Consider the following 23,657-nt stretch of genomic DNA (forward strand, 5'->3'; position numbering starts at 1 on the left):
CGCCCGTGAGCCCACGGGCGGGCGGTGTCAGCAGTCGCACCCGCAGTCGCAACCGTCACAGCCATCACAACCATCGCAGCAATTGCAGCAGTTACAGCAGTCGCAGCACCCGTCACAGCCGTCGCAGCCGTCGCACCACGGCTCCTTGCGTTCGCGGCTCCACGGGTTCTCGTGCGTCGCACAGCACAGCTGGCACGTGCAGAAGAGCCCGGTGAAGACCAGGCACCCCGCCAGCAGCCCGCGGCGCCGCGGCGGTTCGGGCGGCGGCGGGAAGCCGCCGGGGACGCCGGGACCGCCCGGCGCGTACGGGCTCCGGCCCGGATCGGCCGGACTGCCCGGCGGGTTCGGCGCGTACGGGCTCGGGCCGAAGGGATTGCCGCCGGCCTGCGCGGTGCCCACCCGGATGCCGCCGTCGTACGCGGCGATCCCGGTCGCGGCGCCGTCCGCCGCCGCCTCGCGGTGGTCGGGGTGCGCGCAGCTGCCGCCGCCGAACACCCGGTCCACCGACCGTCCCAGCTCGTGGACGAGCAGCACGTGCGCGAGCCGCCCGGAGGCGGAACCCGCGAAGTCGGTGTCGCGCAGCGCGAGCCGTATGCCGTGCAGCGCGTCGTCGCACAGCCGGCGCGCCTCGGCCAGGCCGGTGCCGGTCGCGGTGAGCGGGTTCCAGGCTCCCGTGCGGGTGTCCTCGGCGAGGTCCTCGACGGCGTCCAGCAGGTGTGCGAGCCGTCCGAAGAGCCGTCCGGCCTCCTCCAGGGGCGCCCTGTTGCCGGGGCGCCCGGCGAGTACGGCGGTGTGCGCGAAGGCCGCGGCGGTCGCCGTCTCGGTGGGCTCGGTGACGGCGAGCAGCGGGGTGCCGGGGCCGACGGCGGCCTCGATCGCGCCCTGCCGGCCTATCGCGTCGACCAGCACCGCCGTGTCGAAGCCCAGGTCCTCCCCGGTACGGGCACCGGCCCGGTCCCAGCGGCGGGCGATCCCGCGGGCGGCGGCGGCCACCGGGCGCCGCGCGTAGGCGCCGTCCCGGTCCTCGACGTGGTCGCGCATCTTCGCCGACGCCAGCACCAGCGAGACCGCGGCGGCGAGCCGGGCGCCCTCACCGGTGGCGACCGGGGCGGTGCGCATGCCCCGCAGCGGGCACGGTCCCGCGGTGCGGCGCTGCTGCCCGGTGTCCGCGGCAGTCTGCGCCTCGACGAGGACGGAGACGATCAGACCGTCGTAGTTGGTGGCCATGCGCGCCGCCTGGCCGTGCCCGTCCCGCAGCGCCAGGCACAGCCCGCACAGATGGGCCAGCCACGAGGCGGCCATTCCCTCCGACATTCGATGGCGGCACGGCCTGATGATGCCGAACATGCATTCCCCCCACTGACCCCGTGTGCCCCGCATTTCCCGGATGACACATCAAAACGTGGTTCACGTTCGCAGACGCCCGTTCAAGCGCCGCCGAAGTGAGCGCGGTCATGTTAACGCCTGTCGGATCATCGGCAGAGAATGCATCATGGTGGTCCGCCCGGAGCACGGGCCGCGCCGCCGGCGGCGCCCCGTCAGCGACGGCACCGGCGACCTGGCCGGTCAGCGCCGTGCGGGGCCGTACGGCCGCGACAAGTCACCCGGACGTGAAATGCGTTCCCATCGGATCGTCACCTTCCCTACACCTCCGGCAGCCTGACGGTACGCCACTATCGTGTGTGCCAGTACCGTCACAACTCGCCCGAGTGGCGGCTATCCGCTTGGCGGACTATCCACATCATGGTCGACGATAGGACCTGCGGACGGACGGTACTGACCGCGTGTGAGAGAGGAGGCGTCCATGGGATCGGTTCGACGGGCGAGTGCCTGGCTGGGCCTCGTCGACGACAACGGCGGCGAGGGTTACTACGACGAGGAGTACGCCGACTACGGCGAGGGCTCCCAGTCCCAGCGTGTCGACACCTGGGTGACCGATCCGCGGGTGCGGATCGCCAGCGAGGCGGCACAGGAGCAGGGCGGGCGGATCGCCACGGTCACCCCCGACGGCTTCCGGGACGCGCGCGGCATCGGCGAGCTCTTCCGCGACGGGGTGCCGGTGATCGTCAACCTCACCTCCATGGAGCCGGCCGACGCCAAGCGCGTCGTCGACTTCGCCGCGGGCCTCACCTTCGGCCTGCGCGGCTCTATCGAGCGCGTCGCCAACCGGGTCTTCCTGCTGACCCCCGCCGACTACTCGGTGCTCAACGCCGACGACCGCCGCGGCGGCGACGGCTTCTTCAACCAGAGCTGAGCAGGGCTCTCACCGGACCGCGCGGCGCGCGTCCGGTGGGAGTCCTGCCGTGCGCCCGCGGCCCGGCGCCCGGGCGACCACCCACGCCCCGGCGGCGGACGGGCGCGGTCGCGGCCAAGGCTCAGCCGCGGAAGGCGTCGAAGCCGGTCAGGGCCTTGCCCAGCACGAGCTGGTGCATCTCGACGGTGCCCTCGTAGGTGAGCACCGACTCCAGGTTCGTGGCGTGCCGCATCACGGGGTATGCGAGCGAGATGCCGTTGGCGCCGAGCACGGTCCGGGCCGTGCGGCAGATCTCGATGGCCTCGCGGACATTGGCGAGCTTGCCGAAACTGACCTGTTCGGGGCGCAGCCGCCCGGCGTCCATCCGGCGGCCCAGGTGGTGCGCCAGCAGGATGCCCTTGTGCAGCTCGACGGCCATGTCGGCGAGCTTGGCCTGGGTGAGCTGGAAACCGCCGATCGGACGGCCGAACTGCTCGCGCTCGCGGGCGTAGCGCAGCGCCGCCTCGAAACTCGACCGGGCGGCACCCATGGCCCCCCACACGATGCCGTAGCGGGCGTGGCTGAGGCAGCTGAGCGGGCCGCGCAGCCCGGTCACCCCAGGGAGCACCGCGGAGCCGGGCAGCCGGACGCCGTCCAGGACGAGCTCGCTGGTGACGGACGCGCGCAGGCTCCACTTGTGGCGGATCTCCGGGGCGCTGAACCCGGGAGTGCCGGCCGGCACCACGAAACCGCGGACACCGTCGTCGGTGCGCGCCCACACCACGGCGACGCCTGCGACCGACCCGTTGGTGATCCACGTCTTGCGGCCGTCGAGCACCCAGTCGGTGCCGTCCCGGCGCGCCCGGGTCCGCATCGCGGCCGGGTCCGAGCCGTGGTCCGGCTCGGTGAGGCCGAAGCAGCCGATGACCTCGCCCGCGGCCATCCGCGGCAGCCACTCCTGCTTGTGCTCCTCGGAGCCGTAGCGGTGGATCGCGTACATGGCGAGCGAGCCCTGCACGGACACCAGCGAGCGGATGCCGGAGTCGGCCGCCTCCAGCTCCAGGCAGGCCAGTCCGTACTGCACGGCACTCGCCCCCGCGCAGCCGTAGCCGGTGAGCTGCATGCCGAGCGCCCCGATCGCGCCCAGCTCGCGCGCGAGCCCGCGGATCACGGGCAGCTCGCCGCGCTCGTACCACTCCGCGACGTGCGGCAGCACGCGGTCGGCGGCCCAGGCCCGTACGGTGTCGCGGACCGCGCGGTCCTCGTCGCTCAGCAGGTCGTCCAGGCCCAGCGGGTCGTACGGGTCGAACGGCGGCAGGGCGGGAGCGGGCGGCATGGCAGGTGACCTCCGGCCGGAAAACTAGCAGTGGTAACGACGGTCAGGCCGACGTTACGGACCAGTCTCGCGCGCGTCCAGAGCCCGGATGCGGCGGCGCGGCCGGACCGGGGGGACGCGCACGGCGGTCACCGGCGTCCGCTCTGCGGACGGGAAACCGGGGAGAACCGGGGAGAAAGGTGAGGGAAATAAGCGATAAATAAGAAGACCTTCGTGAGAGTATGCCCACCAGTGGATTAACGGCGGGCACGGACCGGATTCCACCGAAACCCCGTGCGCCAAAGGGGTGGTGAGACGCAGTCCACATCACATCGTCATCACAAAGCAGGCCTTTCGGCCGACCTGTGCCGTCACACGCTGTAACGTCAATTGGGTGCGTACCGATGACAGGCTCCACCGCGCCGCGGAGCGCCCGACCCGCCGCCTCCTGGGCCGGATGAGTCGAACACGCGTATGGCTGTTCGGTGCGACGCTGGCTGTGTACGTGGCCATCGTCGTGGGCGTCCTCACCACATCCAAGCTGGTGACGCTCGACTGGCAGGTCATGCTCTGGCGTCCCTACAAGCAGTGGCCGCAGATCCACGCCTTCCTGGACTACTTCGTGGTCCTCGGCCAGCGCGGGCCCACGGCCGTGATGGTCCTGGCGTGGCTGAGCTGGCGGGGGTGGCGCCGCCGGACGCTCTACCCGCTGCTGGTGCTGGGCACCTCCCTGCTGCTGCTGAACATCACCGTGGGGGCCGTCAAGTACGGCCTCGGGCGGCTCGGACCGCATTACGCGACGACCGTCGGATCGGCCGAGATGTTCGCCGGCGGCGACATATTCCCGTCGGGTCACACCGCCAACGCGGTCGTGACCTGGGGCGTCCTGGCGTACCTGGGCACCACGCCGCGCGCGCGGCGCTGGGGCTCCATCGCAAGCGCGCTGCTCGCGCTCGGCGTGGGCGCCACGACGGTCTACCTCGGCACGCACTGGGTGAGCGACGTGCTGCTCGGCTGGGCCGCGGGTCTCCTCATCCTGCTGGCGCTGCCGTGGTTCGAACCGGCGATGGCCTCGGCGGAGGCGTATCTGGCCACCGGCTGGGCCCGTGTGTTCCACCGCGGGAACCGCTCCACCGCCCGCTCGCTCACGGCGCTCCCGGCAGGCGCCCTCGCCCGCGAGGGCGCCGACGGCCCGGAGAGCACCTCCGCGGCCCGGCTGCCCGCGACCGCGGCGAAGACACCGGCCGGCGGGCCGCACACCGCGGCCAGGCCGGCCGCGGGGCGGCAGGCCGCCGGCCGGCACGAGCGCACCACGACGACTCCCGCCGGCAGCCGCCGCCCGCAGAGCGAGCACCCGCGCTCGTCGGGCCCGCTGGTCCACCAGCAGGCCCGGGGCCGCGGGATCACCGGCTGAGCCACTCACCCTCCGGCCGGCCGCGGGCCGGGCACCCGGCCGCCGTGCGGTGCGGTGCCCGGCCCGCGGCCGTGCACGCGGGCACCGTGCCGGTCCGGCTCAGCCGGTCCAGCAGCGGACGACGCGGCCGCCGTCGAGCGTGAAGTTGAGCCGGCCGGCGACGTACTCCATCGTCACGACCGCGTCCCGCGGCAGGCTGCGGACCGGCCGCCAGCCGCGCTCGTACGCCCGGTGCTCGGCCTCGCGCTGCGGCAGGCCGACGTAGGCGTCCAGGTCGTCGTCGGGGATGCCGCCCGGAAACGGCTGCTCGGGCATGCGCCGCCGGGGCGGCTCGGACGGTTCGCCGGGGCGGGGGTCCTCGGGGGTGTGCGATGCGGGGGCCATGCCTGCCACCGTAGGCCGCGGCGGCGGCGGGCGCCCTGCGCGGGGCGGCGGCCGGTGTCGGCGTGTTCGCGTCACGGATCGTGCATCGCGGACATTGCGCCGGGGTGAAAATCGGCCGCCGCCGCCGATTTCCCACCCACACGATTTACACACAACTCGCGGCATTGCCCACCACCCGCGGGTGACCGCTATAGGGGACGTATTGCCATTCGGACACCCGGCCGACTCCCCCGCCGGGCCACCGCCTCCGGGCCCGTCGGCGGGGCCCCCGGCGGCCGGGCGCGGGGGCATTCGGCCGCGGAATTACGCAGCACGGCCGCGCCGCCAGAGCCGGGGGCAGGGGGCTGCCGGACCCGGCTCCGGGCGGCGCCGGGAGTCCGGCGGAGGGTCCGCGGCGCGCGCGGAGCCGGTGGCGGATCCCGCATCCTTCCGGCTCCCGCCGCCGTGCTCAGTGCAGGTTCAGGAGCTCGCCGGGCACGAGCCTGTCGGGGTCGGCGCCCACCGCTTTCCGGTTGAGCGTGTAGAGCTTCCGCCAGCCGCCCGCCACGCCCTCGGCGCTCGCGATACCGGCCAGCGTCTCGCCGGCCCTGACGGTGTGCACCGAGGTCGCACCGCCGCTGAGCCCGAGCCGCTTGGAGCACACCGGCCAGGCACTCCAGCCCTGGACCCGCAGCACGGCCTCGGCGACGGTGATCTGCTGGTCGGGGCTGGCCAGGTCGGCCCGCGGGGCGTATTTCAGGCCGCCGAACATCTCCCAGGTGGGCTGCCAGAACTGGAGGCCCCCGTAGAAGCCGTTGCCGGTGTTGATGTGCCAGTCACCGCTGCTCTCGCACAGCGCGAGGTCGTCCCAGACGGAGCGGGAGCGCGGTGGCGCCGTCCCCGGGAAGCCGGACGGCAGGCCGGGTACGGCGGCGGTGGCGGCCGTCCGCGCCGCGCCGGCCGCATTGACCGCGCCGGCCGCGTTCGCTGCGCTTGCTGCGCTCACCGCGCTCACCGTGTTCGCCGCTCGCGCCGTGACGCCGATCGCCGGAAGGCGGATCGCCGTGGCGCCACCGGACACGGCCGGAGGGCGCCCGGGGGCGGCCGCCTGCGCCGCCGCCGCGGGCTGGGCCGCCAGCGGCAGGACGGCCGCGGCGCCGAAACCGGCGACGGCGGCGGCGCGTTGGCACCTCAACACATGACGATAAGACGATTTCTCGCTCATCGCCCCACGCTAAGCACGCGTTCCCCCGCCCCCGCGGGAGCCGCGCCCCGCCTGCCGCCGCAGCGCACCCGTTCGGCCCAGCCCGGCGTGCGGGCCGCAAGCGGCGCCGGCGCAAACCGTGACTCCCGGCGCAGACCGTCCGTTGTCACAGTGCGCCGGGGCAGGCCCGGCCAAACGGACCAAGGAGACTCCCGTGGCGCCCCTGCTCGACGTGAGCGACGAGGTACGAGCCGAGATCGGCGAGGAGGAGACCAGGCGTCTCCTCGCCGGCGACAACGCCCCGGGCACGTACGACTGCACGTCCTGCCGCACCCCCGGGGACAGCACGCAGGAGCGGACCAGCACGGTGCTCTTCGTGGGCGACGAGACCGCGGTGCTCGCCTTCGCCCACGCCGCCTGCATCCCGTCGCAGGTCGTACCCGTCGCGGAGGAGCAGCTGCAGGGCGCGGTGCGCACCGCCGGAGGCGGCGGGACGGCGCCGCCGGCACCTGCCGTACCGTTTCACTCGCCGGTGCGGCCCGCCCCCGTACCCGCCCCGGCGCCGGACGCGGCACCGCGGCAGGCGGTGCTCGGCATCACCTGCGGGCTGATCATCGTCGAGGAGGCGCTGCACCCCGCGCTGGTGGTCGAGCCGACCGGGCCCGTCGCGCGGGCCGGCGCGACCGGCGGCGGTGACGACTTCCTCCCGCTGCTCATCGAGCAGGGCTTCATGCCGCAGCTCGACCTCTCCACGCCGCCGTCGCCGCTGGCGGGCTGGTCCGTGCTGCTGGCCATGGGCAAGCTGCACGCCGTCCTCCAGCCGCCGGTGGGCGGCGCGCCCGCCGCCGCGTGGTGGCAGGCGCACCAGCCGCTCCAGGTCAGCGACGGCTGGCGGGCCGCCGTGCACCGTACGAACGCGGTGTACGTCTACGCCGGGCCCGTCGGCTCGATCGGCCGCCAGCCCCGCGAGGACCTCCTGCGCGACGCTCTGGAGCGCGCCTGTTCCAGGGGGCAGCTCGTCTCGGCCACGATGCCCCTGTCGGGGACCTGAGGCCCCCGCTCACGCAGGGACCCGCCCTCACCCCGGGGCCGGAGTACGAGTTCACCTTCGAGGCCCCCGCTCACGCAGGGACCCGCCCTCGGTGGCTGCCGCCGCAGGGGACGCGCGGGCGGCCGGACCAGGGACGCGGGAAACCGCGGGCCCGGCCGGACGGCGCCACGCTGCGCCCGCCGGAGAGGGGCGCCACGGTCCGGCCCGGACCGCCGGACCGCGAGCGGAGCGGGACGCGGGCACCCCGTGCGGAGCTCCCGGGGAGGTGGCCCGCGCGGTGTCCCGCCTCCTGAAGGGCCCGCTCACCCCGCACGGCGGGAGCGGCGCGCCTGGCGGGCGCATCCTGCGCGAGGGGAGGTCGGGCCGCCGGGCGCGGCCGGCGGGGCGCACCGCCCCGCGGAAAGTTCAGCCGGGCGGCCCGCATCCCGCGGGGAAGGCAGGTCGTTGGGCGGTACGTGCAGATCTTTGACGCTTCCTCCCGGGCCCCGTTCCAGCGCTACATCCCGCCCATGCGCAGCGCGCAGGACACCGACGGAAGCGGTGGCTCTGCCACGCCGATCTACGACGCGCTCTACCGCGAGTACCGGCGGCTGTTCCGTACGCTGCCCGGGGACCGGACGGGCGAGGAGTCGCTGCAGTTCAACGGCTTCGGCATGTGGCATCCGGAGGTGCCGCCCGCCGCGCCGGGGCGGCACCGGGGGAACGGGCCGGCCGCCCTCCCCCCGGGGCAGGGCGACAACCGGCTGCACGACCGGTGAGACGACTCCGCCCGGGGGCGGGGCCCCCGGGCGGCCGGTTCACTTCTTGCGGCCGCGCTTCTCGCGGACCCGCACCGAGACCTGGATGGGCGTGCCCTCGAAGCCGAACTCCTCGCGCAGCCGGCGCTCGATGAAGCGCCGGTAGCCCGCCTCCAGGAAGCCGGAGGCGAAGAGCACGAAACGCGGCGGCCGGGTGCCGGCCTGGGTGCCGAAGAGGATGCGAGGCTGCTTGCCGCCGCGGATCGGGTGCGGGTGGGCCGCGACGAGCTCGCCGAGGAAGGCGTTGAGCCTGCCGGTGGGCACCCGGGTCTCCCAGCCGGCGAGCGCGGTCTCGATCGCCGGGACGAGCTTCTCCACGTGCCGCCCGGTGCGGGCGGAGACGTTGACGCGCGGCGCCCACTGCACCTGGACGAGGTCGCGCTCGATCTCCCGCTCCAGGTAGTAGCGGCGTTCCTCGTCCAGCAGGTCCCACTTGTTGAAGGCGATGACGACCGCGCGGCCCGCCTCGACGGCCATCGAGATGATGCGCATGTCCTGCTCGGCGAGCGTCTCGGCGACGTCGACAAGGATGACCGCGACCTCGGCCTTTTCCAGGGCGGCGGCGGTGCGCAGGCTGGCGTAGTAGTCGGCGCCCTCGGTGAGGTGGACGCGCCGCCGGATGCCCGCCGTGTCGATGAATTTCCATGTCCTGCCGCCGAGCTCGATCAGCTCGTCGACCGGGTCGCGGGTGGTGCCGGCCATCTCGTTGACGACGACCCGGTCCTCGCCGGCGATCTTGTTGAGCATCGACGACTTGCCGACATTGGGGCGGCCGATGAGCGCGATGCGCCGTGGCCCGCCGACCGTGTCGCCGTACGTCATCTCGGGCGCCTCGGGCAGCACCTCCAGGATGGCGTCGAGCAGGTCGCCGGTGCCGCGGCCGTGCAGCGAGGAGACCGGGAAGGGCTCGCCGAGGCCCAGATTCCACAGCGCGGCCGCGTCGGCCTCGCCGGAGGGGCCGTCGACCTTGTTGGCGGCGAGCACGACGGGCTTGCCCGCGCGCCGCAGCAGCTTGACGACGGCCTCGTCGGTGTCGGTGGCGCCGACCGTCGCGTCCACGACGAAGACGACCGCGTCGGCCGCCTCGATCGCGAACTCCGCCTGCGCGGCCACCGAGGCGTCGATGCCGAGCACGTCCTGCTCCCAGCCGCCGGTGTCGACGATCTTGAAGCGGCGGCCGTTCCAGTGCGCCTCGTACGTCACGCGGTCGCGGGTGACGCCCGGGCGGTCCTCGACGACCGCTTCGCGGCGGCCGATGATCCGGTTGACCAGGGTCGACTTGCCGACATTCGGCCGGCCCACGACGGCGAGCACCGGCAGCGGGCCGTGGCCCGCCGCCGCGACGTCGCCGGCGACGTCCTCCGGGTCGAAGCCCTCCTCGGCGGCGAGTTCCATGAACTCGGCGTACTCGGCGTCGCCGAGCGCGCCGGTGTCGCCGTGCTGGTCGTGCTGGTCCATCGGTCTCTCCGTCGGTCAACAGTGGTGCGCGCGGCACCGTCCGGCCCCGGTGGGGGCCGGCCGCGGTGCGGCGGCGGTGGTTCAGCGGCCGGTGGCCCGCCGGGCCTCGGTCATGTGCGCGGTCAGCCGCTCCTGGATGTAGGAGGTCGCGGCGTCCATCGCGGCGCGTGTGCGCCGCCCGCCCTCCGTCACGGCCGTGAACGGCTCGCCGTACACGACGTCGATGCGGCTGCGCAGCGGCGGGAGCTGCGGCACCAGCCTGCCCTTGCGGGCGCTGCCGAGCACCGCGACCGGGACGACCGGCGCCCCCGAGCGTACGGCGAAATACGCGAGCCCGGCGCGCAGCTGGGCGAAGTCGCCGCCCGTGCCGCGCGTGCCCTCGGGGAAGATGCCCAGCACACCGCCGTGCTCCAGTACCTTCAGCGCGGTGGTGATCGCGGTGCGGTCGGCGCCCGTACGGTCGACCTCGATCTGGCCGATCGCCCGCAGGAAGGGGTCGAGCGGCCCGACGAAGGCCTCCTTCTTCACCAGGAAGTGCACCGGGCGCGGGCTCGTCCCGATCAGCATGGGGCCGTCGACGTTGTGCGCGTGGTTGCCGGCCAGGATGACCGGGCCCTGCGCGGGCACGCGCCAGGTGCCGAGCACGCGGGGCCGCCACAGGCCGTTCATCAGGCCGATGCCGATACCGCGGGCGACGGCCGCGCCGCGCGGGCTGGGCGGGGCGGTGGTCACCTCGCGGTCGCCTTCTTCTCCCCGACCAGGGCGACGACGCGGTCGACGACCTCGTCCAGGGTCAGGTCCGAGGTGTCGACCTCTATCGCGTCGGCGGCCTTCGCCAGCGGGGACGTCTTGCGGCCGGAGTCGGCGGCGTCCCGCCTGACCAGGGCCTCCTGGGTCGCGGCGACGCTCACCGCGCCCTTCAGCTCACCGCTGCGGCGGGCGGCGCGGACCTCGGCGGAGGCGGTCAGGAAGATCTTCGCCGTGGCGTCCGGCAGCACGGTGGTCCCGATGTCGCGGCCCTCGACCACGATGCCGGCCGCGGCCGCCGCGGCGGCGGTCCGCTGGTACTCGACCATCCGGGCGCGCACCTCGGGCACGGCGCTGACGGCGCTGACGGCGGCGGTGACCTCCGGCGAGCGGATCGGGACGGAGGCGTCGGCGCCGTCGACGGTGATCCGCGGGTCGAGCGGGTCGGTGCCGGACACGATGACGGGCTTGCCGCTCGCGTCCGCGACGGCGGCCGGGTCGTTCACGTCCACGCCGTTCGACAGCATCCACCAGGTGACGGCCCGGTACTGCGCGCCGGTGTCCAGATAGCTCAGCCCCAGCTTGACGGCGACCGCCCTGGACGTGCTGGACTTGCCTGTGCCGGAGGGGCCGTCGATCGCGACGATCACCGGGTTGTCCACGGTGGGCCTTTCCTTGTCGTACCGCCAATCCGGCCGTTGCCTCGCCGGAGCCGTTCCCCCCAAGATTACCGGCCCCCCGCTCCGCGCCGGACCGCGGTGACGCCCCGCCCCGCCTCCTGCGGCCTCCCGCGCGGCCTTCGTGCCGTGGTGGGCCGGTCGCACGGTTGCCCGTGCCCCTGAAAACGCCCGCGCGAAGCCCCGGGGCTCAGGGCCGCAGCGACCATGCGCGGTCGCGGAGGGCCGCGCTGAGGACCGGGGCCGAGCGGGGCTCGACGAAGAGCTGCGCCAGTCCCGCCTGCTGGCCCGCGCTGTGCTCGATGCGCACGTCCTCGATGTTGACCCCGGCCGCGCCCGCGTCGGCGAACAGGCGGGCCAGCTCGCCGGGCTGGTCGCCGATGAGGACGGCCACGACCTCGTACGTCTTGGGCGCCGTCCCGTGCTTGCCCGGCACCTTGGCGCGGCCCGCGTTGCCGCGCCGCAGTATGTCGGCGATGCCCTCGGCTCCCCCGCGCCGCTTCTCCTCGTCGGCGCTCTGGAGCGCCCGCAGCGACTCGACGGTCGCGCCGAGGTCGGTGGCGATGTCGGCCAGGACGTCGGCGACGGGGCCGGGGTTGGCCGCGAGGATGTCCATCCACATCGCGGGTTCGGAGCCGGCGATGCGGGTGACGTCGAGGATGCCCTGCCCGCACAGCCGTACCGTGCTGTCCTCGGCGTGCTGGAGCCGGGCGGCGACCATGCTGGAGACGAGCTGCGGGGTGTGCGAGACGAGCGCGACGGCCCGGTCGTGCGCGTCGGCGTCCATGACGACGGGGACGGCCCCGCACAGCGCGACCAGCTCCAGCGCGAGGTTGAGCACCTCGGTGTCGGTGCCGGGGGTGGGGGTGAGGATCCAGGGGCGGCCGTCGAAGAGGTCGGCGCTGGCGGCGAGCGGCCCCGAGCGCTCGCGGCCGGCCATCGGGTGGGTGCCGATGTAGCGGGTGAGGTCGCCGCCGAGGGACTCCAGGTCGCGGCGCGGGCCGCCCTTGACGCTCGCGACGTCGAGGTAGCCGCGGCCCAGTCCGCGGGCCATGGCGTCGGCGAGGGCGGCCGGGACGTGCGCGGGCGGCACGGCGACGATCACCAGGTCGACGGGCACGGGGGTGTCCGCGGCGTCGTACAGGCTCCCCGCGCCGAGCGCCGCCGCCGTACGGGCGGTGGACTCGTCGTGGTCGCTGAGCCGGACGTCGACGTCGCGCGCGCTGAGGGCGAGCGCGGCGGACGTGCCGATGAGTCCTGCGCCGATGACCAGTGCGGTTCTCACGTGGGGGTGTCCTGTGGGTACGGGGGCGGGGGGAGCCTGGGCGTCCAGCGTAGCCAGCGCGGGCCCGCCGTGAGGTCCGGGACCGTACTGCGAGACGCGCCCCGCGAGGGCGCCCGCACCAGCCTTCCCGTACTCCCCGTCGATCCCGCGTTCACCGTCCGAAGCAGGAATTCCCCGGCGGGAGGCCGGGCCGGTGGCGATAATCGCCCTCATGCGCGAACCGCTGGGGCACGATCTGGTCCGGGAGCACACGGTCTACGCGTGCGTCACGGGCCCGCGGGCGTTCGGGCTTGCGACGGACGGCGGCGACGCCGACCGGCGCGGGGTGTTCGTGGCGCCCACACCGCTGTTCTGGCGGCTGGACAAGCCGCCGACGCATGTCACCGGCCCGCGGGAGGGGGAGTTCTCCTGGGAGATCGAGCGCTTCTGCTCGCTCGCGCTGCGCGCCGGCCCCAGCCTGCTGGAGTGCCTGCACTCGCCCCTCGTGGAGCACGCCGACGCGACCGGCCGGGAGCTGCTGGAGCTGCGGGACGCGTTCCTCTCCCGCCGGGTGGAGGCGTCCTTCCGCGGCTACGCCGACCAGCTGCTCGGCCGGGTGGAGGCGGACATCCGCCGGGAGGGCGCGCCGCGCTGGAAGCACGCGATGCACCTGCTGCGGCTGCTGATCGGCTGCCGGGACCTGCTGCGTACGGGCACGCTGACCGTCGACGTGGGCGAGCACCGCGAGGAGCTGCTCGCGGTGCGCCGCGGCGAGGTCGGCTGGGAGAAGGTGCGCGGCCGGATCCGGACGCTGTTCGGCGAGATCGACGCCGCCGTGGCCCGCACCCCGCTGCCCGCCGAACCGGACCGGGCCCGGGTGGAGGACTTCCTCGTACGCGTCCGGCGCGCCTCCGCGGAGAGCGCGCCGGATCCGGTGGCAGCAGGGCTCAGAGATCGACCTCGCGCATGAGCATGCCGACCTCGGTGTTGGTCAGCCGGCGCAGCCAGCCGGACTTCTGGTCGCCCAGCGGGATCGGGCCGAAGCTGGTGCGCACCAGCTTGTCGACGGGGAAGCCCGCCTCGGCGAGCATGCGCCGCACGATGTGCTTGCGGCCCTCGTGCAGCGTGACCTCGACCAGGTAGTTCTTGCCGGTGTTCTGCACGATGCGGAAGTGGTCGGCGCGCGCCCAGCCGTCCTCCAGTTCGATGCCGCTCTTGAGCTGCTTGCCCAGGTCGCGCGGCAGGGGGCCCTGGATCGCGGCGAGGTAGGTCTTCTGCACGCCGTAGCGGGGGTGGGTCAGCCGGTGGGCCAGCTCGCCGTGGTTGGTGAGCAGGATCAGGCCCTCGGTGTCGGTGTCGAGCCGGCCGACGTGGAAGAGCCGCGTCTCCCGGTTGGTGACGTAGTCGCCGAGGCACTGCCGCCCGTCCGGGTCCTCCATGGTGGAGACGACACCGGCGGGCTTGTTCAGCGCGAAGAACAGGTACGACTGGGTGGCGACGGTCAGTCCGTCGACCTTCACCTCGTCGTGCTCGGGGTCGACCCGCAGGCCCTGCTCGGTGACGATCTTGCCGTTGACCTCGACGCGGCGCTGCTCGATCAGCTCCTCGCACGCCCGCCGCGAACCCATACCCGCCCTGGCCAGCACCTTCTGCAGCCGCTCGCCCTCCTGCTCGGCGCCGGGGAAGGTCTTGGGCAGGTTGAGCTTGGGCTTGCTGTGCCGCTGCCGGTTGCGCTCCTCGATCTGCGCGTCCAGCTCGCGCGGGCGCGCCGGGACGCTGCCGCGTCCGCGGCCGCGGTTGCCGGCCGGGCCGGGGCCGCCGGGCTTGGTGCGGGGCATGCCGCCGGGCCTGTTGGCACCGGACTGCCCGGTGTCGCCGACGTCGTAGCGGCGCTCCTCCGGACGCGGTTTGCGCGGGCGCTGCGGGGCGCCGTCACTGCGCGGCGGGGCCTCGCCGCGACCGCCGCCCTCACCGCGGCGGGGCGCGTCGCCGCGGCGGGGCGCGTCGCCGCGGCGCGGGGCGTCACCGCGGCGCGGGGCGTCACCGCGGCGGTCGGCGCCACCGCCGCCGCTGCCGCCCCGGCCACCCGCGCCGGTGCCCCGCCGGGGGGCGCCCCCTCCGCTCCTGGGGGTCCGGTCGGCGCCGCTGTTCCTGTCGCTGCTTCGCATCAGTCGTCCGTCTTCGCAAGTGTCGGGGGTTCGTCCGGCGCATCCGGATCGAACGACGGCAGCCCCTCCTGGGACTCCGCCTCGACCGCGTCCGCCTCCGGCAGGAACGGGGCGAGCTCGGGCAGCTCGTCGAGGCTGCGCAGGCCCATGCGTTCCAGGAAGTAGTTCGTCGTCCTGTACAGGATCGCACCTGTCTCGGGTTCCGTCCCACCTTCGGCGACCAGCCCGCGCTGCAGCAGGGTGCGCATGACGCCGTCGCAGTTGACGCCGCGCACCGCCGAGACCCGCGAGCGGCTGACCGGCTGCCGGTAGGCGACGACCGCGAGCGTCTCCAGCGCGGCCTGGGTGAGCCGGGCGTGCTGGCCGTCCAGGACGAACTTCTCCACCGCGGGCGCGAAGTCCGGGCGCGTGTAGAAGCGCCAGCCGCCCGCGACCAGCCGCAGGTCGAAGCCCCTGCCCTCGCGCGTGTAGTCGTCGGACAGCTCGCGCAGCGCCCTGCCGACCGCCCGCCGCGGACGGTCCAGGACCTTCGCGAGCTGCTCCTCGGTCGCGGGCTCGTCCACGACCATGAGGACGGCTTCGAGCGCCGGCTTCAGCTCCAGCCCGGCGGTGGCCGCGGACAGCAGCCCGGCGGGCGCGGGCTGGTGCTCCGGCATCTCCAGCCCCGCGGTGAGATCCGTCACCTCGGTCATCCCTGTGCTCCGTTCCCGGTGTCCCCGGTGTTCCCGGTGTCCCCGGCCGCCGCCGGTGCGGCCGCGGCCCCCTCGTCCTGCCTGCCCCGCCTGCCCTGCCCGCGCTTCCCGCCGGGTGCCGCCTCCTGGTCGAACTCGTCCGTCACCAGCGGGGCGTCCGGGGCGTTCTCGCCGCCCGTCCAGCGGACCTGGAGCGCGCCGAGCGCCTCCTCCTGGTCGAGCCCGACGGCCTTCTCCCGGTAGAGCTCCAGCAGCGCCAGGAAGCGGGCCACGACCGTGAGCGTGTCCGGCGCGTCCGCGGTCAGCTCCCCGAAGCTCGCGCTGCCCCGCTCCCGCAGCAGCGCGATGACGTGCTCGGCCTGCTCGCGCACGCTGACCAGCGGCGCGTGGATGTGGTCGACGTAGACCTGCGGCCGCGGCTTGGGCTGCATCGCCTTGACGGCGAGCTGCGCGAAGCGCTCCGGGCCGATGCTCAGCACCACCTCGGGCAGCAGCTCGGCGTGCTGCGGCTCCAGACCGACCGTGCGCGGGCGGCGCAGCGCCTCCTGCTCCAGCCGCTCGGCGAAGATGGCGGCGATCTGCTTGTAGGCGCGGTACTGGAGCAGCCGGGCGAAGAGCAGGTCGCGGGCCTCCAGCAGCGCGAGGTCCGCCTCGTCCTCGACCTCGGCGGCGGGCAGCAGCCGGGCCGCCTTCAGGTCCAGCAGCGTGGCGGCGACGACCAGGAACTCGGTGGTCTGGTCGAGGTCCCAGTCCGGCCCCATGGCGTGCAGATGGGCCATGAACTCGTTGGTGACCTTCGACAGCGCGACCTCGGTGACGTCCAGCTTGTGCTTGGCGATCAGCTGGAGCAGCAGGTCGAAGGGACCCTCGAAATTGTGCAGCCGTACGGTGAAGCGCCCGTCGTCGGCCTCTTCGCCGCCCCCCGTCCCGCCGTCCGGGCCCTCGCCGCCGCCGGCACCGGCCTCCGGCGCCGCCTCCCCCGCCACGTCCGCGGGCCCGGGTGCGTCCCGCGGCACGTCCGCCGGTACGGCCTCCGGCAGGCTCCGGGCCGCGTCCTCCTCCCCCGCCGCGGGTTCCGCCGGGGGCGCCGCCTCCGCGTGCGTCGGCACGCCGCGGCCGAGGCGGCGGCGTGGACGGTCGGCGGGGTCGGTCGTGGTGGTCGGCATCGAGGTCCAGTGTGCGGGGGCGGGAACGGCAGGTTACCTCCCCCCGGAGCGGCCGCGGCGCGGCTCAGCGCCCGCGCAGCCGCCGTACGAGGATGCTGGCGTCGCCGCGCGACTCCAGGTCCGCGAGCACCACGGCGACGGCCTCGCGGACGATCCGGCCGCGGTCGATCGCGAGCCCGTGCTCACCGCGGAGCACCAGCCGGGCGTGCTCCAGGTCCATCAGTTCCTCGGCGGAGACGTAGACGGTGATCTTCTCGTCGTGCCGCTCACGGCCGCTGGGGCGGCGGTTCTGCCGCGGCGCCTTGCGGCGGGCGGCCGGGCCCGCGGCGCCCTGCGCGGCGGGCGGCGCCGGGTGCTGGGCCGCGGCGGACTGCTGGACGGGCGCCTGCGGCGGTGCCGCGCCGGCGGTGCCGTTGACCGTGCCCGGGCCGCCTGCGCCGCCCGCCGGGCGGCGGGCGGGCGGGACGTCCCGGCCGGCGTGCTCGGCGCTGCCGCCGTGGCCGGTGCGGTCCTGACCGCCCTGCCGGTCCCTGTCGTCGCGGTCGCGGTCGCGGCCCTGCCCGTGGCCGGGGTCGCGGCCCTGCGTGCCGCCCCGCTCCTCACCGGCCGTGTCCTGCTCGCCGCCGGCCGCACCGCCCGTCTGCTCCTGGGCCGGACGCGGCCGGGTGTCGCCCTGCGGTTCGCCCCCGGAGTGCTGCTGCTGCGGCTGCTGCCGGGACTGCGGGGCCTGGAGCGCCGCACCCCCGGTGGTCCGGAACAGCTCGTCGGCGCCCGGCAGGGTCACTCGGCGTGGCACCGGGCGAGCACCTCCCTGGCGAGTTGGCGATAGGCGGCGGCGCCGACGGAGTTGGAGGCGTAGGTGGTGATGGGCTCGCCCGCGACGGTCGTCTCGGGGAAACGCACGGTGCGGCCGATGACGGTGTGGAAGACGTGGTCGTCGAAGGCCTCGACGACGCGCGCCAGCACCTCGCGGCTGTGCACGGTCCGCGAGTCGTACATGGTGGCGAGGATGCCGTCCAGCTCCAGCTCGGGGTTGAGCCGCTCGCGGACCTTCTCGATCGTCTCGGTCAGCAGCGCGACACCGCGCAGCGCGAAGAACTCGCACTCCAGCGGCACGATCACGGAGTGCGCGGCGGTGAGCGCGTTGACGGTGAGCAGGCCCAGCGACGGCTGGCAGTCGATCACGATGTAGTCGTAGTCGGGCAGCAGCGGCTTGAGGGCGCGCGCGAGCGCCGACTCGCGGGCGACCTCGCTGACGAGCTGCACCTCGGCCGCGGACAGGTCGATGTTGCTGGGCAGCAGGTCCATGCCGGGCACGGCGGTCTTCAGCAGCACCTCGTCGGCCGCGAGGCCGCGCTCCATCAGCAGGTTGTAGACCGTGATGTCGAGTTCCATCGGGTTGACCCCGAGCCCGACGGACAGCGCGCCCTGCGGGTCGAAGTCGACGAGGAGCACCCGGCGGCCGTACTCGGCGAGCGCGGCACCCAGGTTGATGGTCGAGGTGGTCTTGCCGACCCCGCCCTTCTGGTTGCACATCGCAACGATCTTGGCCGGACCGTGGTCGGTGAGCGGGTTGGGGATCGGGAAGTACGGCAGCGGGCGGCCGGTCGGGCCGACGCGCTCGCGGCGCTGGCGGGCAGCGTCGGGCGCGAGCGTCGCGGCGTACTCGGGGTCGGGCTCGTATTCGGCGTCGGGGTCGTAGAACTGACCGTCTTGCAGGTCGTCGTTGTCGTCGTAAGGGCCCATGGCGTACGCGCTTTGTGGGTCGGCGGGTTCGGCTCTGCGTGACTCGAAGGTGTGCACGGCGACGGAGCCGACGGTCATTGCTGGTTGGCCACTCCCGGGAGCAAATGTCGACTCATTCACAAGTCGTCTTACCTCCTTGGGGACCAGGAAACTTCTCAACAGGTCAGCGTGACTACAGCCGACGTTTCGCGACTCTATGGCGTGTCGGTGGTTCACAGCAACACAATCCGCCGGACACGGCACGATGTGTCGGCAACCGAACACCCCTCTGTCAAGGGCGTGACGGCACGAAAGGCCGGGTCCTGCGTGCGCAAGACCCGGCCCTAGGTGCACAGTTGACACTGCGGGACGTCCGCGGTGCCGGCGGGGCTCCCGTCAGCCCAGCAGGCTGCGCAACCCGACCGGGTCGAGCCCGTGCGCCTCGGCCACCGGGCCGTAAACGACCTGCCCCTCATGGGTGTTGAGGCCGAGCGCGAGCGCCGGGTCGCGGCGCAGCGCCTCCTGCCAGCCACGGCCGGCGATCTCCAGGACGTACGGCAGCGTGGCGTTGGTCAGCGCGTACGTCGAGGTGTTCGGGACCGCGCCGGGCATGTTGGCCACGCAGTAGAAGACCGAGCCGTGGACGGTGAAGGTGGGTTCGGCGTGCGTGGTGGGGCGCGAGTCCTCGAAGCAGCCGCCCTGGTCGATCGCGATGTCGACAAGGACGGAGCCCGGCTTCATGCGGGACACCAGCTCGTTGGTGACGAGCTTGGGCGCCCTGGCGCCCGGGATGAGGACGGCGCCGATCACCAGATCCGCCTCCAGGACGGCCTGCTCGAGCGCGAGCGCGTTGGACGCGACGGTCTGCACGCGGTTGCCGAACACCTTGTCGGCCTCGCGCAGCTTGTTCACGTCCTTGTCGAGCAGCGTGACATGGAAGCCCAGACCCAGCGCGATCGTGGTGGCGTGCCACCCCGAGACGCCGGCGCCGATGACGACCGCCCGGCCGGACTGCACGCCCGGCACCCCGCCCGGCAGAACACCGCGGCCGCCCGCCGAGCGCATCAGGTGGTAGGCGCCGACCTGCGGGGCGAGCCGCCCGGCCACCTCGGACATCGGGGCGAGCAGCGGCAGCCGGCGGTCGGCCGTCTCGACGGTCTCGTACGCGATCGCGGTGGTGCCGGACTCCAGCAGCGCGTCCGTGCAGGCCCGCGAGGCGGCCAGGTGCAGGTAGGTGAAGAGTGTCTGGCCCTTGCGCAGCCGGTGGTACTCCTCGGCGACCGGCTCCTTGACCTTGAGCAGCAGATCGGCCTCGGCCCACACCTCGTCGGCGGTGCCGAGGACGGCCGCGCCGGCCGCCGCGAACTCCTCGTCCGGGATGGACGAGCCCGCGCCCGCCCCCTCCTCGACCACGACCCGGTGCCCGCCTCGCACCAGCTCGTGCACGCCGGCCGGGGTGATGGCCACGCGGAACTCGTTGTTCTTGACCTCGCGGGGGATGCCCACCTTCACGTCGATCACGGTCCTTGCGCTCAGGGTTGCCCAGGGGTGGTTGGGAGTAATTGTCCTGACATGGTGCAGGGTGGCACGACACGTCGGACCTGACCGCGTTGTGTGCGGCATGGCCCAGTCTAGTGAAGGAGGAGCCGCTGTCCAGCCTTACAAAGTGGTTCATTTTCTGAGCGGTATTGGCAGTTTCGTAGGTCAGCCGCGGATCGTGCCTGGTCGGAATCGCATCATGCCGCGGTCACCCCGGCGTTGCCGCGGGATCACGGGAGTGCGACGTCCGGTACGTCGGGCGCTTCCGCGGGCCGCGGGCCGGACACGGCGTCCGGCGCGAGGGCCGCGTCCGGGCGCGTCCGCGCGGCGGCGGCCGGCGTACCGGACGCCCGCTGCACGCTCTCCCGCTGGAGCCGGGCGCCCTCCGGGTCGCCCAGCCGGTCCAGCAGGTCCGCCAGCCGCAGCAGCAGGGCCGCCTCCAGCCGCCGGTCGCCCGCCTGGCGGGCCCAGTACAGGGCGTCGCGGCAGCTGCGCATCGCGTCCTCCGGGCGGCCCGCGGCCTCCTGCACCCGCGCCGCCTCCGCGAGCGCGCGGGCCTGGCCGACCAGGTCGCCGAGCCGCTTGTACAGCCCCGCCGCCCGGCGCCACTCGCGCAGCGCGGGCCCGAAGCGGCCCGCCTGCGCCAGCAGGACGGCGATCCGGCCGCGCAGCCGCGCCTGGTCGGCCTGCTCGCCGGTCCCCTGGCGCAGCGAGAGGGCGCGGCCGTACCAGTCCAGCGCGCGGCCCGGGTCGCGCCGCTCCAGATACGTGCCGCCGAGCGCCTCCAGGACCCGCCCCTCGGCCTGCCGGTCGTCGGCGGCGCGGGCGGCGTCCAGGGCGACCCGGTAGCGGTCGAGGGCGCGGTCGGTGCGGCCCGCGCGGGCGTCGAGGTCGCCGAGGTTGATGAGCGCGGCGGCCTCCTCCCGGCGCAGCCCGCGCCGCTCGGCCACGCCCAGCACCAGGGAATGCAGCTCGTAGCGCTCGGCGGCCATCGCGTCGCCGCCGGGGAAGGCGGCGAGCGCCCGCACCAGCGCGGCGACCAGGCGGCGTGCCAGCGTGTCCAGCTCGCCGTCCGCCACCGCCGTGCGCGCGGCCGCGAGCAGCGCGGGCAGCCGCGAGTCCAGCCACGCGGCGGCCGCGGGGGCCGAGTCGAAGCGCTGCGCGCGGGGCACCGCCTCGTCCAGCGGCTCACCCGCCAGCGCCGCCCGGCACGACAGCAGCAGCCGTACGGTCCGCTCCAGCATCCGCGCCCGTGCCAGCGTCACGTCCGCGGGTGCCTCGCGTGCCGCCAGCAACGCGCCGAGCAGCCCCTCCAGGCACCCCGGTACCGCGTACCGCTGCTCCCCGCCCGCGAGCAGCCCGCCGCGTACGAAGTCCTCCAGCGTTGCCTGGGCGGCCTCCACCGGGCACCCGGCGAGCGCGGACGCCCCCTGCGCGTCCACCACCCCCGCCGGTGCCAGCACCAGCAGCCGCAGCATCCTCGCCGCGCTCGCCGGCAGCCCCTCGTGCACCATCCGGAAGGCCCGCACGAGTTCCCCGGGCACGGGGGGCGCCGCGGGCGGCGGCGGGGCGGCGGCGCCGCCGGGGGCGGCCGCGCCCGCCGGCGCGGCGCCCCGGGAGGAGGCGGGCGCGCCCTCCCGCGCCGCTGGGGGCCTGGGCGGGACGGCACCGGCCCCGTCCGCGCCGGGACGGACGGGCGCGCCGTCCCGCGCCGCTGCGGGCCTGGACGGGACGGGAACGGTCCCGTCCACGCCGGGACGCGCGGGCGCGCCCTCCCGCGCCTGCCCGGCACGCGGCGCCGGCTCGGCGGGCGGGATGGGCGGGATGTCGCGCAGGCGCAGGGCCGCGTCGGCGACGGACACGCCGGGGCGGGCGGCCAGCCATGCCGCCGTCAGCCGCAGCGCGGTCGGGTGCCCGGCCAGCACGTGCACGAGCGCCTCCGCGCCGCGCGGGTCACACGTCACGCGGGTCTCGCCGATCGCCCGGGCCAGCAACTCGACCGCGGCGGGCGTGTCCAGGCCGCCCAGTGTGCACGGGCGCACATCGGGCACCCCCCGCAGCGGACCGCCCGACGTCGCCACGACCAGGCTCCGGGAGCTCGCCGGCAGCAGCGCGGTGAGCTGGTCCGCGGTCGCGACGTCGTCCAGCACGAGCAGCAGCCGCCGCCCCGCGGTGGCCTCCCGCAGGCCCTCCTCCTCGCCCGCGCCGAGTGCCCGCAGCAGCCCGCGGGCGACCTGTTCTGCGGGCACGGGCACGCCCGCCGGACCGGTCAGCCGGACGAACCACTGCCCGTCGGGGTAGCGGTCGGCGACCCGCGCGGCCAGACGCAGCGCGAGCGCGGTGCGGCCCGTTCCGGGGCGGCCTGCGACGAGGAGGACGCGGGGGGCGTCCGGACGCTCACCGCCCAGGCCCGGGCGGTCGATCTCCCCCGCCAACTCGGCCAGTTCGCGCCCCCGGCCGCAGAACTCGGCCGGAGGCGGCGGGAGGGGGGTCACGCCGCTCTCCCCGGCCCGCCGGGAGGCCTGGCTTGCGTTGACGTCTGCCACGGGGCCCACGCTCCTTACCCTGCGGGCGGCTTTGGCGAGAGCGTAGTTGACGTCATTCCCCCGCCGTGCGGGGCGAGCTGTTTCCGCCGGGGCGGCGGGAAACCGCGCGGACGGCACCGCCCGGCGAACCCACGCCGGGACTGCGGGGGGTGCTTGCGCCGCCGCACCGCACGGCGAGCCCGAACCAGGACAGCGGGGGAACTGCACCGCCGCACCGCCCAGCGAACCCACGCCCGGGGCGGCGGGAACCGCACGGACGGCACCGCCCGGCGTCACCGCCCCGGGACAGCGGGGAGTGCTTGCACCACCGCACCGCCCACCGCACCTACGCCCGAGCGGCGGGAAACCGCACGGACGGCACCGCCCGGCGTCACCGCCCCGGGACAGCGGGGAGTGCTTGCACCACCGCACCGCCCAGCAAACCCACGCCCGGGCGGCGGGAAACCGCACGGACGGCACCGCCCGGTGCCACCGCCCCAGGGCAGATCCCGGCGCACCGGCGGGCGGGCGGAGCGGGACGGGCCCGGGCGGGGCCGCCCGCGCGGTTCCCGCGGCCCCGGCGGTCACCCGTGGCGGCGCCGCGCCCTGAGGGGACCGGCGGCGCGGCCGCGGCACCGTTGTGAGGAGCCCCGCGCAGCGGTCAGCTCTCGAAGGGGCGGGCCGGCCACGGGGCGTCGGCGGGGCGGAGGCGGTCCGTGCCCGCGGGAGCGGACAGCGCGGCCTGGGCCGCGAGGACGCCGACCACCAGGCAGTTGTTGTGGAGGTCCCCGGCGAGCACGCCGGCCAGCAGCTCGTCCAGCGGGACGCGGGCCAGCTCCATGTCGGCCTCCTCGTCGGAGACGGCGAAGCGGTCGCCCTCGGCCTCGGAGACGCCGCGGGCGAGGAAGATGCGCACGGCCTCGTCGCAGCCGCCCGGCGTCGTGTAGACGTCGGCGAGCACGTGCCACTCCTCGGCCTTGACGTGCGCCTCCTCGTACAGCTCGCGCTGCGCCGCGTGGAGCGGGTTCTCCCCGGGGACGTCGAGCAGGCCGGCCGGGATCTCCCAGAGGCGTTGGCGTACCGGGTGCCGGTACTGGCGCAGCACCAGTACCCGGTTGTCCTCGTCGAGGGCGAGGACCGCCACCGAGCCGGGGTGGACCTGGTAGTCGCGGGTCACCGTGCTGCCGTCCGGCATGACGACCTGGTCGCTGCGGACGCTGGTCTTCTTGCCGGTGAAGGGCGTGGCGGTGGCCGTGACCCGCCATTCCTCCGGGGTGTCCTTGAGCATGCTGCGCCTTCCGGGAAGGGGAATGTGCTCG

The 23,657-nt window shown here is 75.0% G+C and carries 20 protein-coding genes and 1 pseudogene; 5 read left to right on the forward strand and 16 right to left on the reverse strand.

Annotated elements, in window-relative coordinates; genetic code table 11:
* Window positions 1-27: 27 nt before the first annotated feature.
* On the reverse strand, window positions 28-1,347 hold the full coding sequence (locus tag ACH4SE_RS33745; protein WP_398547374.1) for a DUF5685 family protein: 1,320 nt from the start codon (window positions 1,345-1,347) through the stop codon (window positions 28-30).
* A gap of 457 nt (window positions 1,348-1,804) precedes the next feature.
* Between ACH4SE_RS33745 and ACH4SE_RS33750 the strand changes: the two genes are divergently transcribed.
* Window positions 1,805-2,254: a cell division protein SepF gene (locus ACH4SE_RS33750; RefSeq protein WP_398547375.1), complete on the forward strand. Its 450-nt coding sequence runs from the start codon at window positions 1,805-1,807 to the stop codon at window positions 2,252-2,254.
* Window positions 2,255-2,375: 121 nt separating this feature from the next.
* Here ACH4SE_RS33750 and ACH4SE_RS33755 read toward each other — a convergent pair whose 3' ends face one another.
* Window positions 2,376-3,569, reverse strand: a complete 1,194-nt coding sequence (locus ACH4SE_RS33755; protein ID WP_398547376.1) for an acyl-CoA dehydrogenase family protein — start codon at window positions 3,567-3,569, stop codon at window positions 2,376-2,378.
* Window positions 3,570-3,942: 373 nt separating this feature from the next.
* On the opposite strand from ACH4SE_RS33755, the gene ACH4SE_RS33760 reads away from it, so the two are divergent.
* Window positions 3,943-4,962 carry a phosphatase PAP2 family protein gene (locus ACH4SE_RS33760; RefSeq protein ID WP_398547377.1) on the forward strand — a complete coding sequence of 340 codons (1,020 nt, stop codon included), beginning with the start codon at window positions 3,943-3,945 and terminating at the stop codon, window positions 4,960-4,962.
* Window positions 4,963-5,061: 99 nt separating this feature from the next.
* Here ACH4SE_RS33760 and ACH4SE_RS33765 read toward each other — a convergent pair whose 3' ends face one another.
* Both ACH4SE_RS33765 and ACH4SE_RS33770 read right to left on the reverse strand, forming a co-directional pair.
* Window positions 5,062-5,277 (reverse strand): proteinase inhibitor I78, encoded by a 216-nt coding sequence (locus tag ACH4SE_RS33765; protein ID WP_398547409.1) that lies wholly within the window; start codon window positions 5,275-5,277, stop codon window positions 5,062-5,064.
* 517 nt (window positions 5,278-5,794) lie between these two features.
* Window positions 5,795-6,520, reverse strand: coding sequence for a transglycosylase family protein (locus ACH4SE_RS33770; protein WP_398547378.1), 726 nt, complete (start codon window positions 6,518-6,520; stop codon window positions 5,795-5,797).
* Between the two features lie 223 nt (window positions 6,521-6,743).
* On the opposite strand from ACH4SE_RS33770, the gene ACH4SE_RS33775 reads away from it, so the two are divergent.
* Together ACH4SE_RS33775 and ACH4SE_RS33780 are read left to right on the forward strand one after the other, a co-directional pair.
* Complete coding sequence (locus ACH4SE_RS33775) at window positions 6,744-7,580, forward strand: hypothetical protein (RefSeq protein ID WP_398547379.1); 837 nt, start codon at window positions 6,744-6,746, stop codon at window positions 7,578-7,580.
* A 509-nt stretch (window positions 7,581-8,089) separates the two neighbouring features.
* Window positions 8,090-8,338: a hypothetical protein gene (locus tag ACH4SE_RS33780; protein WP_398547380.1), complete on the forward strand. Its 249-nt coding sequence runs from the start codon at window positions 8,090-8,092 to the stop codon at window positions 8,336-8,338.
* Between the two features lie 39 nt (window positions 8,339-8,377).
* On the opposite strand, the gene der is transcribed toward ACH4SE_RS33780, so the two are convergent.
* The 4 genes from der to ACH4SE_RS33800 all read right to left on the reverse strand — a co-directional run bounded on the left by der (window position 8,378) and on the right by ACH4SE_RS33800 (window position 12,544).
* Entirely contained in the window at window positions 8,378-9,835 is a 1,458-nt protein-coding gene (der, locus tag ACH4SE_RS33785) for a ribosome biogenesis GTPase Der (protein WP_398547381.1), read from the reverse strand.
* Between the two features lie 81 nt (window positions 9,836-9,916).
* Window positions 9,917-10,504 (reverse strand): lysophospholipid acyltransferase family protein, encoded by a 588-nt coding sequence (locus ACH4SE_RS33790; RefSeq protein ID WP_398547410.1) that lies wholly within the window; start codon window positions 10,502-10,504, stop codon window positions 9,917-9,919.
* Window positions 10,505-10,563: 59 nt separating this feature from the next.
* On the reverse strand, window positions 10,564-11,244 hold the full coding sequence (gene cmk, locus ACH4SE_RS33795; RefSeq protein WP_398547382.1) for a (d)CMP kinase: 681 nt from the start codon (window positions 11,242-11,244) through the stop codon (window positions 10,564-10,566).
* Between the two features lie 205 nt (window positions 11,245-11,449).
* A complete protein-coding gene (locus tag ACH4SE_RS33800) occupies window positions 11,450-12,544 on the reverse strand; it encodes a prephenate dehydrogenase (protein WP_398547383.1) in 1,095 nt (364 codons plus the stop codon).
* A gap of 211 nt (window positions 12,545-12,755) precedes the next feature.
* Between ACH4SE_RS33800 and ACH4SE_RS33805 the strand changes: the two genes are divergently transcribed.
* Entirely contained in the window at window positions 12,756-13,493 is a 738-nt protein-coding gene (locus ACH4SE_RS33805) for a DNA polymerase beta superfamily protein (protein WP_398547384.1), read from the forward strand.
* Here ACH4SE_RS33805 and ACH4SE_RS33810 read toward each other — a convergent pair.
* From ACH4SE_RS33810 to ACH4SE_RS33845, 8 genes and pseudogenes are all read right to left on the reverse strand, one after another.
* Complete coding sequence (locus ACH4SE_RS33810; RefSeq protein WP_398547385.1) at window positions 13,471-14,691, reverse strand: pseudouridine synthase; 1,221 nt, start codon at window positions 14,689-14,691, stop codon at window positions 13,471-13,473. The genes ACH4SE_RS33805 and ACH4SE_RS33810 overlap by 23 nt on opposite strands.
* Window positions 14,691-15,347: an SMC-Scp complex subunit ScpB gene (scpB, locus tag ACH4SE_RS33815; protein ID WP_398547411.1), complete on the reverse strand. Its 657-nt coding sequence runs from the start codon at window positions 15,345-15,347 to the stop codon at window positions 14,691-14,693. Before scpB ends, ACH4SE_RS33810 begins: the two co-directional genes overlap by 1 nt.
* 32 nt (window positions 15,348-15,379) lie before the next feature.
* Window positions 15,380-16,549: a segregation and condensation protein A gene (locus ACH4SE_RS33820; protein ID WP_398547386.1), complete on the reverse strand. Its 1,170-nt coding sequence runs from the start codon at window positions 16,547-16,549 to the stop codon at window positions 15,380-15,382.
* Between the two features lie 64 nt (window positions 16,550-16,613).
* Entirely contained in the window at window positions 16,614-17,345 is a 732-nt protein-coding gene (locus tag ACH4SE_RS33825; protein WP_398547387.1) for a hypothetical protein, read from the reverse strand.
* Window positions 17,330-18,259: pseudogene (locus tag ACH4SE_RS33830) on the reverse strand (ParA family protein); the annotation flags it as partial. The pseudogene ACH4SE_RS33830 and the gene ACH4SE_RS33825, both read right to left, overlap by 16 nt.
* A gap of 411 nt (window positions 18,260-18,670) precedes the next feature.
* The gene (gene ald, locus ACH4SE_RS33835; protein ID WP_398547412.1) at window positions 18,671-19,786 is read right to left on the reverse strand and encodes an alanine dehydrogenase; all 1,116 of its coding nucleotides are present in this window, start codon (window positions 19,784-19,786) and stop codon (window positions 18,671-18,673) included.
* Between the two features lie 257 nt (window positions 19,787-20,043).
* Window positions 20,044-22,359: a tetratricopeptide repeat protein gene (locus ACH4SE_RS33840; RefSeq protein WP_398547388.1), complete on the reverse strand. Its 2,316-nt coding sequence runs from the start codon at window positions 22,357-22,359 to the stop codon at window positions 20,044-20,046.
* A gap of 640 nt (window positions 22,360-22,999) precedes the next feature.
* Window positions 23,000-23,626, reverse strand: a complete 627-nt coding sequence (locus ACH4SE_RS33845; protein WP_398547389.1) for an NUDIX domain-containing protein — start codon at window positions 23,624-23,626, stop codon at window positions 23,000-23,002.
* Window positions 23,627-23,657: the final 31 nt, after the last annotated feature.

The sequence above is a fragment of the Streptomyces sp. NPDC020983 genome, assembly GCF_044333485.1.
Taxonomy (GTDB): domain Bacteria; phylum Actinomycetota; class Actinomycetes; order Streptomycetales; family Streptomycetaceae; genus Actinacidiphila.

What these genes read in the sequence shown, in the direction of transcription:
- ACH4SE_RS33780 (WP_398547380.1), top strand. Translation starts at nt 8,090, where the DNA reads ATGCGCAGCGCGCAGGACACCGACGGAAGCGGTGGCTCTGCCACGCCG.
- scpB (WP_398547411.1), bottom strand. Translation starts at nt 15,347, where the DNA reads ATGCCGGAGCACCAGCCCGCGCCCGCCGGGCTGCTGTCCGCGGCCACC.
- ACH4SE_RS33810 (WP_398547385.1), bottom strand. Translation starts at nt 14,691, where the DNA reads ATGCGAAGCAGCGACAGGAACAGCGGCGCCGACCGGACCCCCAGGAGC.
- der (WP_398547381.1), bottom strand. Translation starts at nt 9,835, where the DNA reads ATGGACCAGCACGACCAGCACGGCGACACCGGCGCGCTCGGCGACGCC.
- ACH4SE_RS33790 (WP_398547410.1), bottom strand. Translation starts at nt 10,504, where the DNA reads ATGAACGGCCTGTGGCGGCCCCGCGTGCTCGGCACCTGGCGCGTGCCC.
- ACH4SE_RS33755 (WP_398547376.1), bottom strand. Translation starts at nt 3,569, where the DNA reads ATGCCGCCCGCTCCCGCCCTGCCGCCGTTCGACCCGTACGACCCGCTG.
- ACH4SE_RS33745 (WP_398547374.1), bottom strand. Translation starts at nt 1,347, where the DNA reads ATGTTCGGCATCATCAGGCCGTGCCGCCATCGAATGTCGGAGGGAATG.
- ACH4SE_RS33820 (WP_398547386.1), bottom strand. Translation starts at nt 16,549, where the DNA reads ATGCCGACCACCACGACCGACCCCGCCGACCGTCCACGCCGCCGCCTC.
- ACH4SE_RS33765 (WP_398547409.1), bottom strand. Translation starts at nt 5,277, where the DNA reads ATGCCCGAGCAGCCGTTTCCGGGCGGCATCCCCGACGACGACCTGGAC.
- ACH4SE_RS33845 (WP_398547389.1), bottom strand. Translation starts at nt 23,626, where the DNA reads ATGCTCAAGGACACCCCGGAGGAATGGCGGGTCACGGCCACCGCCACG.
- ACH4SE_RS33750 (WP_398547375.1), top strand. Translation starts at nt 1,805, where the DNA reads ATGGGATCGGTTCGACGGGCGAGTGCCTGGCTGGGCCTCGTCGACGAC.
- ACH4SE_RS33805 (WP_398547384.1), top strand. Translation starts at nt 12,756, where the DNA reads ATGCGCGAACCGCTGGGGCACGATCTGGTCCGGGAGCACACGGTCTAC.